The 15,288-nt window shown below is 40.7% G+C and carries 15 protein-coding genes and 10 tRNA genes; 21 read left to right on the top strand and 4 right to left on the bottom strand.

Annotation, left to right across the window (positions count from 1 at the left end):
* Positions 1 to 47: 47 nt before the first annotated feature.
* The 16 genes from lolB to PNIG_RS05480 all read left to right on the top strand — a co-directional run bounded on the left by lolB (position 48) and on the right by PNIG_RS05480 (position 6,639).
* Positions 48 to 635: a lipoprotein insertase outer membrane protein LolB gene (gene lolB, locus PNIG_RS05555; RefSeq protein WP_089368943.1), complete on the top strand. Its 588-nt coding sequence runs from the start codon at positions 48 to 50 to the stop codon at positions 633 to 635.
* 2 nt (positions 636 to 637) lie between these two features.
* Positions 638 to 1,492: a 4-(cytidine 5'-diphospho)-2-C-methyl-D-erythritol kinase gene (gene ispE / locus PNIG_RS05550; protein ID WP_089367976.1), complete on the top strand. Its 855-nt coding sequence runs from the start codon at positions 638 to 640 to the stop codon at positions 1,490 to 1,492.
* Positions 1,493 to 1,579: 87 nt separating this feature from the next.
* Entirely contained in the window at positions 1,580 to 2,527 is a 948-nt protein-coding gene (locus tag PNIG_RS05545; protein WP_011327740.1) for a ribose-phosphate pyrophosphokinase, read from the top strand.
* Between the two features lie 170 nt (positions 2,528 to 2,697).
* Positions 2,698 to 3,312 carry a 50S ribosomal protein L25/general stress protein Ctc gene (locus tag PNIG_RS05540; RefSeq protein WP_011327739.1) on the top strand — a complete coding sequence of 205 codons (615 nt, stop codon included), beginning with the start codon at positions 2,698 to 2,700 and terminating at the stop codon, positions 3,310 to 3,312.
* 18 nt (positions 3,313 to 3,330) lie between these two features.
* A complete protein-coding gene (pth, locus tag PNIG_RS05535) occupies positions 3,331 to 3,915 on the top strand; it encodes an aminoacyl-tRNA hydrolase (RefSeq protein WP_011327738.1) in 585 nt (194 codons plus the stop codon).
* Positions 3,916 to 3,967: 52 nt separating this feature from the next.
* Complete coding sequence (gene ychF / locus PNIG_RS05530; RefSeq protein ID WP_011327737.1) at positions 3,968 to 5,059, top strand: redox-regulated ATPase YchF; 1,092 nt, start codon at positions 3,968 to 3,970, stop codon at positions 5,057 to 5,059.
* A gap of 319 nt (positions 5,060 to 5,378) precedes the next feature.
* Positions 5,379 to 5,455: transfer RNA gene (locus PNIG_RS05525), tRNA-Met, on the top strand.
* A 65-nt stretch (positions 5,456 to 5,520) separates the two neighbouring features.
* Positions 5,521 to 5,605, top strand: a tRNA-Leu gene (locus PNIG_RS05520).
* 36 nt (positions 5,606 to 5,641) lie between these two features.
* A tRNA-Gln gene (locus PNIG_RS05515) sits at positions 5,642 to 5,716 on the top strand.
* 5 nt (positions 5,717 to 5,721) lie between these two features.
* A tRNA-Met gene (locus tag PNIG_RS05510) sits at positions 5,722 to 5,798 on the top strand.
* Between the two features lie 92 nt (positions 5,799 to 5,890).
* Positions 5,891 to 5,975 (top strand) — tRNA-Leu (locus PNIG_RS05505).
* A gap of 38 nt (positions 5,976 to 6,013) precedes the next feature.
* Positions 6,014 to 6,088 (top strand) — tRNA-Gln (locus tag PNIG_RS05500).
* 84 nt (positions 6,089 to 6,172) lie between these two features.
* Positions 6,173 to 6,257: transfer RNA gene (locus PNIG_RS05495), tRNA-Leu, on the top strand.
* 38 nt (positions 6,258 to 6,295) lie between these two features.
* Positions 6,296 to 6,370 (top strand) — tRNA-Gln (locus PNIG_RS05490).
* Positions 6,371 to 6,440: 70 nt separating this feature from the next.
* Positions 6,441 to 6,525 (top strand) — tRNA-Leu (locus PNIG_RS05485).
* A 39-nt stretch (positions 6,526 to 6,564) separates the two neighbouring features.
* Positions 6,565 to 6,639, top strand: a tRNA-Gln gene (locus PNIG_RS05480).
* A 283-nt stretch (positions 6,640 to 6,922) separates the two neighbouring features.
* Here the strand turns inward: PNIG_RS05480 and PNIG_RS05475 are convergent.
* Positions 6,923 to 8,092 carry an FAD-dependent monooxygenase gene (locus tag PNIG_RS05475; RefSeq protein ID WP_089367975.1) on the bottom strand — a complete coding sequence of 390 codons (1,170 nt, stop codon included), beginning with the start codon at positions 8,090 to 8,092 and terminating at the stop codon, positions 6,923 to 6,925.
* 264 nt (positions 8,093 to 8,356) lie between these two features.
* On the opposite strand from PNIG_RS05475, the gene miaB reads away from it, so the two are divergent.
* From miaB to lnt, 5 genes are read left to right on the top strand one after another with little or no spacing between them, the layout of a single operon-like run.
* Positions 8,357 to 9,805 (top strand): tRNA (N6-isopentenyl adenosine(37)-C2)-methylthiotransferase MiaB, encoded by a 1,449-nt coding sequence (gene miaB / locus PNIG_RS05470; protein ID WP_086994706.1) that lies wholly within the window; start codon positions 8,357 to 8,359, stop codon positions 9,803 to 9,805.
* A 50-nt stretch (positions 9,806 to 9,855) separates the two neighbouring features.
* The gene (locus PNIG_RS05465) at positions 9,856 to 10,914 is read left to right on the top strand and encodes a PhoH family protein (RefSeq protein WP_011327734.1); all 1,059 of its coding nucleotides are present in this window, start codon (positions 9,856 to 9,858) and stop codon (positions 10,912 to 10,914) included.
* A 4-nt stretch (positions 10,915 to 10,918) separates the two neighbouring features.
* On the top strand, positions 10,919 to 11,377 hold the full coding sequence (ybeY, locus tag PNIG_RS05460) for an rRNA maturation RNase YbeY (RefSeq protein ID WP_011327733.1): 459 nt from the start codon (positions 10,919 to 10,921) through the stop codon (positions 11,375 to 11,377).
* Between the two features lie 22 nt (positions 11,378 to 11,399).
* Positions 11,400 to 12,284, top strand: coding sequence for a CNNM family magnesium/cobalt transport protein CorC (corC, locus tag PNIG_RS05455; protein ID WP_011327732.1), 885 nt, complete (start codon positions 11,400 to 11,402; stop codon positions 12,282 to 12,284).
* Positions 12,265 to 13,815: an apolipoprotein N-acyltransferase gene (lnt, locus tag PNIG_RS05450; protein ID WP_172459234.1), complete on the top strand. Its 1,551-nt coding sequence runs from the start codon at positions 12,265 to 12,267 to the stop codon at positions 13,813 to 13,815. The genes corC and lnt overlap by 20 nt, the downstream gene beginning before the upstream one ends.
* An 86-nt stretch (positions 13,816 to 13,901) precedes the next feature.
* Here lnt and PNIG_RS05445 read toward each other — a convergent pair whose 3' ends face one another.
* From PNIG_RS05445 to PNIG_RS05435, 3 genes are all read right to left on the bottom strand, one after another.
* The gene (locus PNIG_RS05445) at positions 13,902 to 14,192 is read right to left on the bottom strand and encodes a type II toxin-antitoxin system RelE/ParE family toxin (protein WP_089367973.1); all 291 of its coding nucleotides are present in this window, start codon (positions 14,190 to 14,192) and stop codon (positions 13,902 to 13,904) included.
* Positions 14,189 to 14,470: a type II toxin-antitoxin system Phd/YefM family antitoxin gene (locus PNIG_RS05440; protein ID WP_011327729.1), complete on the bottom strand. Its 282-nt coding sequence runs from the start codon at positions 14,468 to 14,470 to the stop codon at positions 14,189 to 14,191. Before PNIG_RS05440 ends, PNIG_RS05445 begins: the two co-directional genes overlap by 4 nt.
* Positions 14,471 to 14,927: 457 nt before the next feature.
* Positions 14,928 to 15,239: a monooxygenase gene (locus tag PNIG_RS05435; protein WP_011327728.1), complete on the bottom strand. Its 312-nt coding sequence runs from the start codon at positions 15,237 to 15,239 to the stop codon at positions 14,928 to 14,930.
* Positions 15,240 to 15,288 lie beyond the last annotated feature (49 nt).

Here is a 15,288-nt window from a genome sequence, read left to right as displayed (position 1 = left end):
GCAATTTTATCAAAAATCTCAGGAATATGGAAAGTAAGGAGCAACATTTGATTCGACAATATTTTATTTTAGCTATGTTTTTCTTGTTTTTAGCCGGCTGCGCTCAAAAAAGAAAATTAGAAACAACCACTTACGAAAACTGGAAAACACATCTTGCTGAGCAAAGTATTTGGCAAGTAGAAGGTAAACTTGCTTTTATTAGCCCCGATGAGCGCCAATCTGCAAACTTAAACTGGCAACAGAGCCAAAATAACAATAATTTAGTGCTCACCACTTTTATTGGTACACGTATATTGTCACTCAAACAAACTGCAAATACGGCAGAACTAAACTATGATGGCGAGCAGTATTTTGACACCAATGCAACGGCATTACTAAAACGTTTAACCGGTTTTGCTTTACCGGTAAATAACGCCGACAGTTGGTTAAAAGGCACCATTGATGACCAAACTTTAAAGGTTGATCAATTAGGCCGCGCTAAAAGCGTATTATGGTTTGATAGTACAGGTAAAAAATGGCAAATTGAGTACGCTAGCTTTGTGCAAAAAAGCGGCTACTGGCTACCCAACAGACTGACCTTAACCCATCAAAAAATTAAAATTAAAATTCAACTCTACGATTGGCAGTTTAATTAACCATGAATAATATCACTTCATTTTCACTTATTGCGCCGGCAAAGCTCAATCTTTTTTTACATATTAATGGCCGCCGAGATGACGGTTACCATGAACTAGAAACCCTGTTTACGTTTTTAAATTATGGCGACGAACTTAGTTTTGAGTTAAGCGATTTACCTGCAATTATTGTTACCGGCGACACAAATGGCATAGCCACAACCGACAACCTTATCTATAAAGCGGCTTTATTATTGCAAACACAGTGCAAAACAAAGCAAGGCGTGAAAATAAATTTAATTAAACGTTTGCCAATGGGCGGCGGTGTTGGCGGTGGATCATCAGACGCTGCCAGCACATTATTAGCCTTAAATAAGTTGTGGAAAACAGCCCTCAGTTTAGATGAATTAGCTCATTTAGGCTTACAACTAGGTGCCGATGTACCCGTATTCATACATGGTAAAAGCGCCATAGCGCATGGGATTGGTGAGCAATTAGAACAAGTAATGCTTGAGCAAAAGTGGTATTGTGTGGTCTTCCCTAATCAACATGTAAGTACTGCTAAAATATTTACTCATCCTGAACTAAAACGCGACACGCCAAAAATTTCAGGAGACTGGCAACAGCATATTTTAACTAACGATTGCGAATCTTTAGTGAAAAAGCTGTGTCCCGAGGTTGAAAAAACCCTGCAGTGGTTGCTAAAATACGCTCCATCAAAGATGACCGGAACAGGTTCATGTTGTTTTGTAGAATTTGCTACGCAAGTTCAAGCACAAGATGTACTTGCTAATCTCCCCCATACTTGGCAGGGGTTTATCGCATCAAGCGTTAATACTTCTCCCGCTCATACGGAGTTAGCCGCCATATTTGATTGAAGTAACGTACAAGTAGTCATAAGTTAACACGCAGTGGTTTAATTATTGCCTGTTAGTCCAAAAATTCAGTGCCTGAGGAACCCTACCGTGCCTGACATGAAGCTCTTCGCTGGTAACGCAACACCTGAGTTAGCTCAAAAAGTTGCAAAACGTTTATATATTGAATTAGGCGATGCTGTTGTTGGCCGTTTTAGCGACGGTGAGATCAGTGTTCAAATTAATGAGAATGTTCGTGGATCGGATGTTTTCATCTTACAATCAACCTGTGCCCCTACAAACGATAACCTTATGGAACTTATCGTTATGGTTGATGCTCTACGTCGTGCATCTGCCGGTCGTATTACTGCCGTTATTCCTTATTTTGGTTATGCTCGTCAAGATCGTCGTGTACGTTCTGCCCGTGTACCCATTACCGCTAAAGTCGTTGCCGATTTCTTATCTAGTGTAGGTGTTGACCGCGTTCTTACGGTTGATTTACACGCTGAGCAAATCCAAGGCTTCTTTGATGTACCTGTAGATAACGTATTTGGTAGCCCTGTTTTACTTGAAGATATGAAAGCACGTCATTTTGACGACGTTGTTGTTGTATCTCCAGATATTGGTGGCGTTGTACGTGCGCGTGCTATTGCAAAACTACTAAACGATACCGATTTAGCTATTATTGATAAACGTCGCCCACAGGCAAACGTTTCTCAAGTGATGCATATTATTGGTGATGTTGAAGGTCGTGATTGTATTATCGTTGATGATATGATTGATACCGGCGGTACATTATGTAAAGCAGCTGAAGCACTTAAAGAACACGGTGCTAAGCGCGTATTTGCATATGCTACTCACCCTATTCTTTCGGGAAAAGCGGCTGAAAACTTGCGCAATTCAGTGATTGACGAAGTTATTGTAACTGACTCTATTCCACTGTCTGCAGAGCTTAAAGCACTAAATATTGTTAAAGTACTTACACTTGCCGACATGCTTGCAGAAACTATTCGTCGTATTAGTAACGAAGAGTCTATCTCAGCAATGTTTGAGCATTAATTAAAGATCTACTTTAGCGAAGCTAAGTAACTTTAATTTTAAAAAGCGCCTTTTGGCGCTTTTTTCGTAACTGTTATATATTTTGCTGGGGGGCGATGTTATGATAGCGCGCCTTTTGGCTAGGGACCTTGGTCGCAAAGGCCCTATACTTTTAATTATTGGAAACTATTATGTCAAACAAAACTTATGTATATAACGCAGAACTTCGCGAGCAAACTGGTACTGGTGCGAGCCGCCGCCTACGTCGCGAAGACAAAGTGCCTGCTATCGTTTACGGCGCAAACAAAGAAGCTACTTCAATCACTTTAGATCATAAAGATGTGATTAAAGCTCAAGAAAGCGAAGGTTTTTACACGCAAATTCTTACACTTAACATTGGCGGCGAGTCTGTTGAAACTATCCTAAAAGATATTCAACGTCACCCTTTCAAGCCTAAAGTTACACACCTTGATTTCCAACGTATCGATGCAAACCAAAAGCTACATACTATTGTTCCAATCCACTTTGTTGGTGAAGACGTTGTAGAAAAACTTGGTACAACTGTTGTTCGTCAGTTAACTGAAATCGAAATTTCTTGTTTCCCTAAAGCAATCCCTGATTTCGTAACAGTAGATGTTTCAAAATTAGTTGCAGGCGATTCTCTACATATTTCTGATGTTGCATTACCAGCTGGCGTTTCATCAATAGATTTAGCAAAAGGTCCTGGTCACGATCAGTCTATCCTAATTGTTAAAGCTAACAAATCAGCTCCAACTGAAGATGAAGCTGAAGACGCTGCAGAATAATATTTAAGGCTTAACACCTTGAATTCTATTCAAATGCTTGTGGGCCTGGCTAATCCAGGCCCCGAATACGCAAACACACGCCACAATGCAGGTGCTTGGTTCATTGAGCAACTCGCTGCACGCTATAACTGCACTCTAAAACACGATCCTAAATATCACGGCCTTACAGGTAAAGTGATTATTCAAGATCAAGAATTCAAATTATTGATCCCCACTACTTATATGAACTTAAGTGGTAAAGCGGTCGGTAGTTTAGCTAATTTTTTCAAAATTCCTGTGGAAAGCATTTTAGTTGCCCACGATGAATTAGACTTAGAACCTGGCGTTGCCAAATTAAAGAAAGGCGGCGGACACGGCGGTCATAATGGCTTAAAAGACATTATTGCAAAAATGGCAAATCAAAAAGACTTTATGCGCTTGCGCATTGGTGTAGGTCATCCGGGGCATCGTGAAATGGTAACTGGTTGGGTGCTAGGAAAAGCGGCCAAAGCAGACCAAGAAAAAATGGATGCTGCCATTGATGAAGCGGTACGCTGCATGGAAATACTTGCAAAAGATGGTGTGTTAAAAGCACAAAACAGACTACATTCGTTTAAACCCTAGTAACTTGGGTACAAGTTCGCCGTTTAAACGAATCTAAACAAGGTATCTTACTATGGGTTTTAAATGTGGCATTGTTGGCTTGCCTAATGTGGGTAAATCGACACTTTTTAATGCATTAACAAAAGCGGGTATTGAAGCCGCTAACTTTCCTTTTTGTACCATTGAGCCTAATACAGGTGTGGTACCAGTGCCTGATCCTCGCCTAGACGCACTTGCTAAAATTGTAAACCCACAGCGCATTCTTACAACAAGTATGGAGTTTGTAGATATTGCCGGTTTAGTAAAAGGCGCATCTAAAGGTGAAGGTCTTGGTAACCAGTTTTTAGCTAATATTCGTGAAACTGACGCCATTGGCCACGTAGTTCGCTGTTTTAATGATGATAATATTATTCACGTAGCTGGCACTATTGACCCTGCTGATGATATTGACGTTATAAACACTGAATTAGTGCTTGCCGATATGGACAGCGCTGAAAAAGCATCGTTCCGTAATGCTAAAAAAGCTAAAGGTGGCGATAAAGACGCAAAAGAGCAAAATGCAGTACTTGAAAAAGTAAAAGTACACCTTGATGAAGGCTTAACATTGCGTTCTTTAGAGTTAACTAAAGAAGAAAAAGCAGCTATCAGCTCTATTAACTTTTTAACTATCAAACCAACAATGTATATTGCTAACGTTGCTGAAGATGGTTTTGAAAACAACCCATACCTTGATGTTGTACGCGCTATTGCCGCAGCAGAAGATGCGATTGTTGTTCCTGTATGTGCTGCTATTGAATCTGAGCTTTCTGAGCTAGATGAAGAAGACAAGCTTGAGTTTATGGCTGATCTTGGTTTAGAAGAGCCAGGCCTTAACCTTGTTATTCGTGGTGGCTATGAATTACTGCAATTACAAACCTACTTTACAGCAGGCGTAAAAGAAGTACGCGCATGGACTATTCCTGTAGGTGCAACTGCGCCACAAGCAGCAGGTAAAATTCATACCGACTTTGAGCGTGGCTTTATTCGCGCACAAACGATTGCTTTTGACGACTTTATTGCCTTTAAGGGTGAGAGCGGCGCAAAAGAAGCAGGTAAAATGCGCCAAGAAGGTAAAGAGTACATTGTAAAAGACGGCGATGTAATGAACTTCTTGTTCAACGTATAAATATACATTACCCAAATTTAGTGTGGTGATGATTTTAAAGGCTCGTTTTTACGAGCCTTTTTTATTTCTTTAATACCTGCTGTGGTTTTTTAACGTCTGTATTTGTTTAGCAAAATTGAAGAACTGCGAATAAGTTTAAGTTTAGTGTTTTTAATGCAGCTAAAAAAACAGCATTTATGCTAAATTTTAGCCGCTTAGCTTACTTTTCCTGCAAACAAACCAAGTTAAGTGTTTTTTTGCAAAAAAGGTGTTGACGAATTTGGGCCATATCAGCATAATACGCCCCGCACTCAGCGATGAAGTGCTAACGAAAAAATATGGCTAAGTAGCTCAGCTGGTTAGAGCACATCACTCATAATGATGGGGTCACAGGTTCAAATCCCGTCTTAGCCACCATTATTTTTTTGTTACTCAATGAAGAGTTTAAAATAACTACCTAGTGTTTAATTACACAAAGTAATGCGGGAGTGGCGGAATTGGTAGACGCGCTGGATTTAGGTTCCAGTATCTTAGGATGTGAGAGTTCAAGTCTCTCCTTCCGCACCATTCTTGATAAGAATTAAAACTATCAATTGTTTTTGTTGGGATATCGCCAAGCGGTAAGGCACCAGGTTTTGATCCTGGCATTCCCAGGTTCAAATCCTGGTATCCCAGCCAACAATGGCTAAGTAGCTCAGCTGGTTAGAGCACATCACTCATAATGATGGGGTCACAGGTTCAAATCCCGTCTTAGCCACCATTTCTTCTTTTAGAAATGGCTCTGCAAGAGTTAAATTGCAGCTCAATGAAGAGTTTAAAATAACTACCTAGTGTTTAATAACACAAAGTAATGCGGGAGTGGCGGAATTGGTAGACGCGCTGGATTTAGGTTCCAGTAACTTCGGTTGTGAGAGTTCAAGTCTCTCTTTCCGCACCATTTCTTGATAAGAAATAAAACTATCAATTATTCTTTGTTGGGATATCGCCAAGCGGTAAGGCACCAGGTTTTGATCCTGGCATTCCCAGGTTCAAATCCTGGTATCCCAGCCAACTTCTTCTACCAAGGAAAGTTGTTTAAAGAATAGCTCAGCTAAGAGCTTAAAATTGCAAACTGTGTTTTATTACACAAACGATGCGGGAGTGGCGGAATTGGTAGACGCGCTGGATTTAGGTTCCAGTAACTTCGGTTGTGAGAGTTCAAGTCTCTCTTTCCGCACCATTTCTTGATAAGAAATAAAACTATCAATTATTCTTTGTTGGGATATCGCCAAGCGGTAAGGCACCAGGTTTTGATCCTGGCATTCCCAGGTTCAAATCCTGGTATCCCAGCCAACTTCTTCTACCAAGGAAAGTTGTTTAAAGAATAGCTCTAGCTTAGAGTTTAAATTAGCAAATTAGTGATGCGGGAGTGGCGGAATTGGTAGACGCGCTGGATTTAGGTTCCAGTATCTTAGGATGTGAGAGTTCAAGTCTCTCCTTCCGCACCATGTTCTTAACTAGAACGAAAACTTGTACAAATTTATAGTTGGGATATCGCCAAGCGGTAAGGCACCAGGTTTTGATCCTGGCATTCCCAGGTTCAAATCCTGGTATCCCAGCCAATTTGTTTATACTTCCTACTTAAATTACTCTTCCTTTTGTATTACTCATAACTACTCATAAGTACTCATAACTACTCATTTTAAATCTATTTATTTTAAACTTCTGTATTTTTAATCTATCTATAAAATCTTATTTTAATAACTGTATTTAAATAGCCGTATTTTAGTGGCTATATTTTATTAGCAAACCCTCTGCTACCGCACTTTTAATCAATAAATAAGCATAAAAAAAGACCCATAAATGAGCCTTTTCAATAGTTCGCAAATGTTATAGCAATTAGTATTAATTTAACTCGCCGCTAATAGCGTATTTTAAAACCCAGTTTTTTACCGGTCCGGTATTGTTAGCTATTTTTAAAAATTGGCTACGCGCCCATTTTAATGGCGCAATTTGATTAGAAAAGCCAAAGTAGCAGGCATCCATCATACTCATCATTAATAAGTTTGCTTTGCGGCGCGATTTTTCATACTCATTTAATTTTAATGGGCAACCTATGTCATCAGCACTTAATAGCACCTGTGCAAGCGCTACAACGTCTTGAAAGCCTAAATTTACGCCCTGCCCGGCTAATGGGTTAATAGTATGTGCAGCGTCACCTACAAGCACTAGTCGCCCTTGCGAATATTTGTTTGCGTGCTGGCGAGCCAGTGGAAACACCGCGTGCTTTAACACGGTAAAATCACCGGCAAGCTCAGGAAATTTTTTAACAATATGTGTTTTAAGTTGCAGCGGGTTTAAACCTTTAAAGCTTTGCAGTGTATTGGCATCGTCATACCAAATTAAATTAGCGTAAGGAGCCTGCATAGGTAAAAAGGCCAAAGGGCCGGTGGGAGTAAATTGCTGCCACGTTTTTACTTGTTGCGGCGCATCAAGTTTTATAAGTACGCCCATGCAGTGCTGCTGATACTGCCAACCGGTTATACCTATGTTGGCTTTAGCGCGTAATTGCGATTGCCCGCCGTCGGCTGCAATAACTAAATCAGCGGTATACGTTTGCTCACCATACACTAGCGTAATTGCATCTGAGGTTTGCTCAATACTCGTAATAGGCGCTGCTTGCTCAATAACTCCAATGTTGTATTGCTCAAATTGCTGCCATAAACTGGCTTGAATTAGGTTATTTTCAATTAAGTGGCCTAAATGCGTGGTGTTTATATCGGCGCAATCAAATAATAAATTATCGCCACCGCGCTCAAATGCTTCTAATTGTTGATACGGTGCTAACCTGCTTTGTTTTAAAAGTGGCATTGCGCCCAATTCGTCTAGCAGCTTTTCTGAAAAACGATTTATTGCCGATACGCGAATATCAACCTGATCACTGCTTAAAACTTGCTGTGGATTTATTAGTTTTTTTTCTATTATGCGCACTGCTTTACCTTGCTGAGCAAGTTTAATTGCCATAGCAGCACCCACCATGCCAGCACCCACAACAATTACTTTATTTTTTGTCATGTTCTCATCTTTTTAATTTCTTAAAACTATTTTAATTGTATCGTAATTAGCTTGTTATGTGCCAAAGGATACGCTCAACTGTGGATAAAACTAAAGCTGCATTGATTTGAAATCACAAACATGAAAACTATACTTGGATTTACGTGTGTATCCAGCTAAAATACGCGTCCTTTAAGTGGGTATAGCGCAGTAATGCATTTCACTTAATCCTGTTTCTAGCACATTTTTGTGCCACTATCGAATTGAACACGAGGCAATATTTCAATGAGCAAAAAGCTGCATATTAAAACCTGGGGTTGTCAGATGAACGAATACGACTCTCAGAAAATGGCTGAACTTTTAGATGCCACCAATGGCTACCAGCTAACTGATGATGCAACAGATGCCGACGTAATTTTACTTAACACCTGTTCAATTCGTGAAAAAGCACAAGAAAAAGTGTTCCACCAGTTAGGTCGTTGGAAGTTGTTAAAAGACGACAAGCCAGACTTAATTATTGGCGTAGGTGGTTGTGTTGCCTCACAAGAAGGTGACTCTATTCGCCAGCGTGCGCCATTTGTAGACGTTATTTTTGGCCCACAAACGCTGCACCGTTTACCAGAAATGATTAAACAAGTGCAAGGCGATAAAGGCTCATCGGTTGTTGATATTTCATTCCCAGAGATTGAAAAATTTGACCGTTTACCAGAGCCAAAAGCCGATGGCCCATCTGCGTTTGTATCTATTATGGAAGGCTGCTCTAAGTACTGTACTTTTTGTGTTGTACCATACACTCGCGGCGAAGAAGTTAGCCGCCCAGTAGATGACGTACTATTAGAAATTGCCCAGCTTGCTGAGCAAAACGTACGTGAAGTAAACCTACTTGGCCAAAACGTAAACGCGTACCGCGGCGACACACACGATGGCGAAATTTGTTATTTTTCGGATTTAATTCGTCTTATTGCTGCCATTGATGGTATTGACCGTATTCGTTACACCACATCGCATCCAGTAGAGTTTACCCAAGATATAGTTGACGTATACGCCGATGTACCAGAGCTTGTAGATCATTTACATCTACCAGTACAAAGTGGTTCAGACCGTATTTTAAACCTAATGAAACGCGGCCATACGGCAATTGAATATAAGTCGACAATTCGTAAGTTACGCAAAATTCGTCCTAACTTAAGCATGTCGTCAGATTTTATTATTGGTTTTCCGGGTGAAACCCAAGATGACTTTGAAGCAACCATGAAGCTAATTAGCGACGTTGGTTTTGATATGAGCTTTAGCTTTATTTACAGTGCACGCCCAGGTACACCAGCGGCCGACTTGCCAGATGACGTAACCGAGCAAGAGAAAAAAGAGCGTTTATACTTACTGCAAAATCGTATTACACAAATGGCGCAACAAATTAGCCGTCAAATGTTCGATACAGAGCAGCGTATACTCGTTGAAGGCCCTTCTAAAAAGAACCCAATGGAATTACGTGGCCGTACCGAAAACAACCGTGTAGTTAACTTTGTTGGCCCACATACAGTGATCGGTCAGTTTGTTGACGTACGTATTACCGAGGCACTACCAAATTCTTTACGTGGTGACTTAATTCGTACAGAATCAGAAATGAACTTACGTCGTGAAATCGCTCCTTCAGCTATTTTAACCAAAGCTGCAAGCCTTGAGCCTAAACCTGACACTATAAACGAAATTGGCGTTGCTACTTTCGTCCCTTAGTGGAAATTTTAGCGCCAGTTAACACTGGCGCCATGCTATAGGAAGTAATTTTGAGTAATCAGTTAAAAACATTAGAGATTTATTTAGAACCTGCCGATAACAAACGCCTTTCTTCTTTATGTGGCCCGTTTGACGAAAACATCAAACAAATTGAACGCCGACTCGGTGTTGAAATTATCCACCGCGATAACTTTTTTAAAGTCACAGGCAAAACTTACAGTAGCGCCAGCGCTGTAGAAATTTTAAAAAACCTTTATATTGATACTCAACCTGTGCGCGGCGAAATTGGCGAAATAGAACCCGACAACGTGCACTTAGCCATTACCGAATCAAACGCCCTTGAACAAGACGCCACAACCAGCACTTACACCAAAGAAATGGTGATTAAAACGCGCCGTGGTGTTATAAAGCCGCGTAACGAAAACCAAGGTATATACGTTTCTAATATTTTGCATCACGATATTACCTTTGGCATTGGCCCTGCTGGTACAGGCAAAACATACTTAGCTGTGGCAACTGCAGTTGATGCCCTAGAGCGCCAAGAAATTCGCCGTATATTGCTTACCCGCCCAGCGGTAGAAGCAGGTGAAAAGCTCGGTTTTTTACCGGGCGATTTAAGCCAAAAGGTCGACCCATACTTGCGCCCGCTTTACGATGCGCTATTTGAAATGCTTGGCTTTGAAAAAGTAGAAAAACTAATCGAAAAAAACGTTATTGAAATTGCCCCACTTGCTTATATGCGTGGGCGTACGCTTAATGATGCCTTTATTATTTTAGATGAAAGCCAAAATACCACCGCAGAGCAAATGAAAATGTTTTTAACCCGTATTGGGTTTAACTCAAAAGCGGTTATTACTGGCGACATAACGCAAGTAGATTTACCACGTGGTGTGCGCTCAGGCTTACGCCATGCAATGGAAGTACTCGATGGCGTAGACGAAATAAGCTTTAACCACTTTAAAGCCCAAGACATAGTTCGCCATCCTGTGGTTGCGCGTATTGTTGAAGCCTACGAGCGCAACGATGAAAGCGAGCGACTTATGCGCCTAGAAAAGCAAAAAGCCCGAGAGCAACTTGCCGCTCAACAACCGCCTGCTACTAAAGAGTAATACCGTGAACACTGAACTTGATTTACAAATAGCCTGTGAGTTTGACAACTTACCAAGCGAGGCACAATTTGCGCTTTGGGCCGACAAAGCCCTTAGCCAATACCGCGACGAATCTGAACTCACTATTGTAATTAGTGACGAAGCGCAGTCGCAACAACTCAACAACGACTACCGTGGTAAAAACAAGCCTACCAATGTACTGTCGTTTGAGTTTGAAGCACCACCGGGAATAGATATTCCTTTAGTAGGTGATTTAGTTATTTGCCCAGCTATTGTATTGGCTGAAGCAATTGAGCAAGAAAAGTCATTTCATGACCACTTTGCTCATATGGTTATTCATGGATGCTTGCATTTGCTTGGATTTGACCATATAAAGAGTGAAGATGCTTTTGAGATGGAAAGTATAGAAAAGCAATTACTTGCTGAGCTAAACATAGCAGACCCATATCGGGACGAAATTTAAATAAACGGAGTAATCAGATATAATGAGCGACGGTAACTCGCATTCTAGCCAGGGTTCTTCTGGAAAAAGCTGGCTGGGCCGAATAGCCCAAAAGTTTCAAGGGGAACCCCAGAACAGAGAAGAGCTGGTTGAAGTAATTGCCGATGCGCAAGAGCGGGATGTAATCGATCCAGAAACCAAAGAGATGATTGAAGGTGTGCTTGGCGTGTCTAAGCTTAAAGTGCGAGACATTATGGTGCCGCGCTCACAAATGATCACCCTTGAGATCGACAGCCCGCTTGAAGAGCTCATACCTATGATGGTTCACTCTACGCACTCACGCTTTCCGGTGGTGTGTGAGGACAAAGACCATGTAGAAGGGATTTTACTCGCTAAAGATTTATTACCCCTAATCTTAAACAAAGACGACTTACTGCCCTCACTGCGCGATTATTTACGCCCAGCAATGGTAGTACCCGAAAGTAAACGTGTCGATACCCTGCTTAACGAATTTCGTCAGCAACGCTACCATATGGCTATTGTTATTGATGAATACGGCGGTGTATCGGGCTTAGTCACTATTGAAGATATTCTTGAAATAATCGTGGGCGAAATAGAAGACGAGCACGACGAAGAAGAAGAGCAACAAGATATTCGCCAACTTGCTAAGCATGTTTACGTAGTACAAGCGCTAACCCCTGTTGATGACTTTAACGAGCATTTTAAAACAGGTTACAGCACAGATGACGCCGATACTATTGGTGGCACTGTATTACATGCCTTTGGCCACATGCCAAGCCGTGGCGAAACCATTGATATAGAAGGTTACCAATTTAAAGTAACCAACTCTGACAATCGCCGCATCTTGCAACTGCAAGTCACCGTTCCTAAGGTTGATGATAACTACAGTGAAGATTCTGCTAACTAAGTTCACCTTATTAGCAAAAGATAAAAAAGCATGGCTCGCATTAATTGCGGGCCTTATTTTAACTTTTGCCTATGCCCCCTTTGAAATTTGGCCCATTGCATTTTTTAGCCTTGCTGCCATCATTTTTTGTATTAATCCAAAAAACACCGGTAAAACACACGCAAAAACAGCCGCTAAATATGGCTTTATATTTGGTTTAGGTTGGTTTGGTGCTGGTATTAGCTGGGTACATGTATCTATAGCCACTTTTGGCGGCATGCCATTAATCGCTTCTTTAGCGCTTATGGCCTTATTGTGTTCATACTTAGCGTTATTTCCTGCACTTGCCTTTTGGGCAACAACTCGCTTTGCCAGCGGCCCTAAAAGTTATGGCGCATTATTAATTGTAAGTTTTGCCATAAGCGAATACTTACGCGCACACTTACTAACAGGCTTTCCATGGTTAAGTTTTGGTTATACGCAAACCGACAGCCCACTTAGACTGCTTGCCCCTTATATTGGCGAATTTGGTTTAACCTTAGTATGTATTGCCATTGGTTTTGCATTGTATCGCCTAAGCCAAAAAGATTTTAAAACATTGGCCATAACCAGCAGTGCTTTAGCACTACTTTTTGCCGGTGCATACACCACAGGTACAGCACAGTACTCTGGAAAAAGCATGTCGACATTACTTGTACAAGGTAATATAAAACAAAATCTGCGCTTTGATCCCAGCCAGTTTTGGACCACCATGAGTAAATACCAAGACCTAACCCGCACACACTGGGACGCCGACTTAATAGTATGGCCCGAAGCCGCAGTACCCGAAATAGAAGCGCTTGCCGACTCATACCTAGCAGGCTTAGACAGCGCCGCTTCATTTAATAAAACCGCGCTAATTACCGGTGTTGTTGACTACCAACTCGACACTAAAACTATTTTTAATACCCTTATAGTAGTGGGTAATAAAAATAAAGATGATGAACACGGCCACTACCGCTACCTAGATAAAAACCGCTATCAAAAACACCAATTACTCCCTATTGGCGAATTTGTACCATTTGAAGATTTACTGCGCCCTATCGCACCGTTGTTTGATTTACCTATGTCGTCGTTTACCCGTGGCGACAAAGTACAAAACAACCTACGTGCTAACGGCTTTAATATACTACCCGCTATATGCTACGAAATAGTATTTGCCGACCTAGTGCGTGGTAATTATCAGCACAGCTCAGATTTACTCTTTACCGTAAGTAACGATGCTTGGTTTGGCGACTCCATTGGCCCCCACCAGCATATGCAAATCGCTCGCATGCGCGCTCTAGAGCTACAGCGGCCACTAATACGTGTTACTAACAACGGCGTAAGCGGCGTATACGACCCAATAAGCCACACGCAACAAAGCATGCCACAGTTTGAAGCAACCACCATGAAAGCCGACGTTAAGTTAATACAAGGCGACAGCGTGTACAGCCAATACGGCAACATGTTTGTATGGGGATTTGTGTTGTTGCTGGGTGTTGGCGGGTTTGGGATTAGGTTTAAGAGATAAATGAAAAATTCTAAACTTAGAGAATTAGCAATAGATTAAGCCCAGCGCAGTCTTTGGGCTTAACAATTAACTTTTCTGGTTAATTATTACTCTACATCGCTCAAGCTAAGCAATTGACGCCTATTGCGTAATGTGAGTATTTTAATTTCATGTTCAACTTTATAAATAATTCGATAGCTACCAAATATTAATTCACGATATCTTGAGCCTAATAATTCTGGCACTTCCCGACCTAGTTCAGGTTGAGTACCAAGTAAATCTGTTCGATCAAAAATATCATTAACCCATTTGTCAGCCGCCGATGGTTTATCAAAAGCAATAAATTTAGCCATAGTGACTAATTTTTCTAATGCTAAAGGCGACCAAACTACTTTCAATCTTTAATACTCTTTAAAACTTGCGCACGAGCATCTGAGTTTGAAATACCCAGCCCCATAGAGAGTTGATCTTCAGCTTTTTGTATTTCCTCTAATAACTCTATTTTTTCCTGCATAGATTCATATTCAGCAACATCTAAAACCACAGCAACGCCTTTACCCCTTTGAGTTATTACAATTGGCCTTCTGGTTTCATTAACTTGGCGTATAAATGATGCAGCTCCAGCTCTAAAATCTGAAAGCGGCTGAATATCTTGATCTAAATGAAGCCTACTCATGATCGTACCTTTAGTTGTACTTTATATGGTACAAACTATAGTTAAAATAAATGTTAAATACAATACTTTATACTTAAGCTCAATAACAATATCGAGCGAAGTATATAAATCCAATTATACTAACTCTAAGGTAAACAAGCTTATTAAGTATCAAAATGATGCTAAATAAGCTTATATGACACCTTCTTTAGCGACTTATGTTTTGTGAATGTTGTTAAAAACTAAAGCATGGATGTTCTGTGTAGCAAAGCATATCTAAACACTCTGAGATGAATAGAGTATTATTAATTCTCTTGTTCGGTTTCGCTCCGCTCTTGCGTAACTCCTCTATATAAAATACGTTATTTAATTTGTGGGCTTTGAAAAAAGGCTGCACTAGGCAGCCTTTAATTTAAATGATTTTTTAACCCGTCTTATTATTTGGCTGCTTAACTATTTAACTAACTATTTAACTAATCTATTTAACGGTAAGCGGTGCGTTATTAATCGCTGATAATGGCAGGTTTACATCGAATAATTGGCCACGAACTTGGGCAACCCCCATAGCCTTTAAGCGTGCTGTGTGCATAGTTAAATACGCATTAGCTGATGCTTCATCTTCAAATAGGTAAATACCACCAGCAAGTTGACCTTGTTGGTTTTCGGTCCAAATTTTCCAAATAATACCGGGTTCATGGTTAATTGATTCGGCTAAATCTTTTAATGCTGCTGACATTTGCTCCCCAAACGGGCCTGCAAAATCAAAGTCTACCTGTAATAATTTTTTCACTATAAGCTCTCTTTTAACTAAAGCGCGGTATCACGCTTTTAATAATACT

Origin of the sequence: Pseudoalteromonas nigrifaciens (genome assembly GCF_002221505.1) — a bacterium.
GTDB classification, from domain to species: domain Bacteria; phylum Pseudomonadota; class Gammaproteobacteria; order Enterobacterales; family Alteromonadaceae; genus Pseudoalteromonas; species Pseudoalteromonas nigrifaciens.
This window is presented reverse-complemented; position numbering and strand designations above follow the sequence as displayed.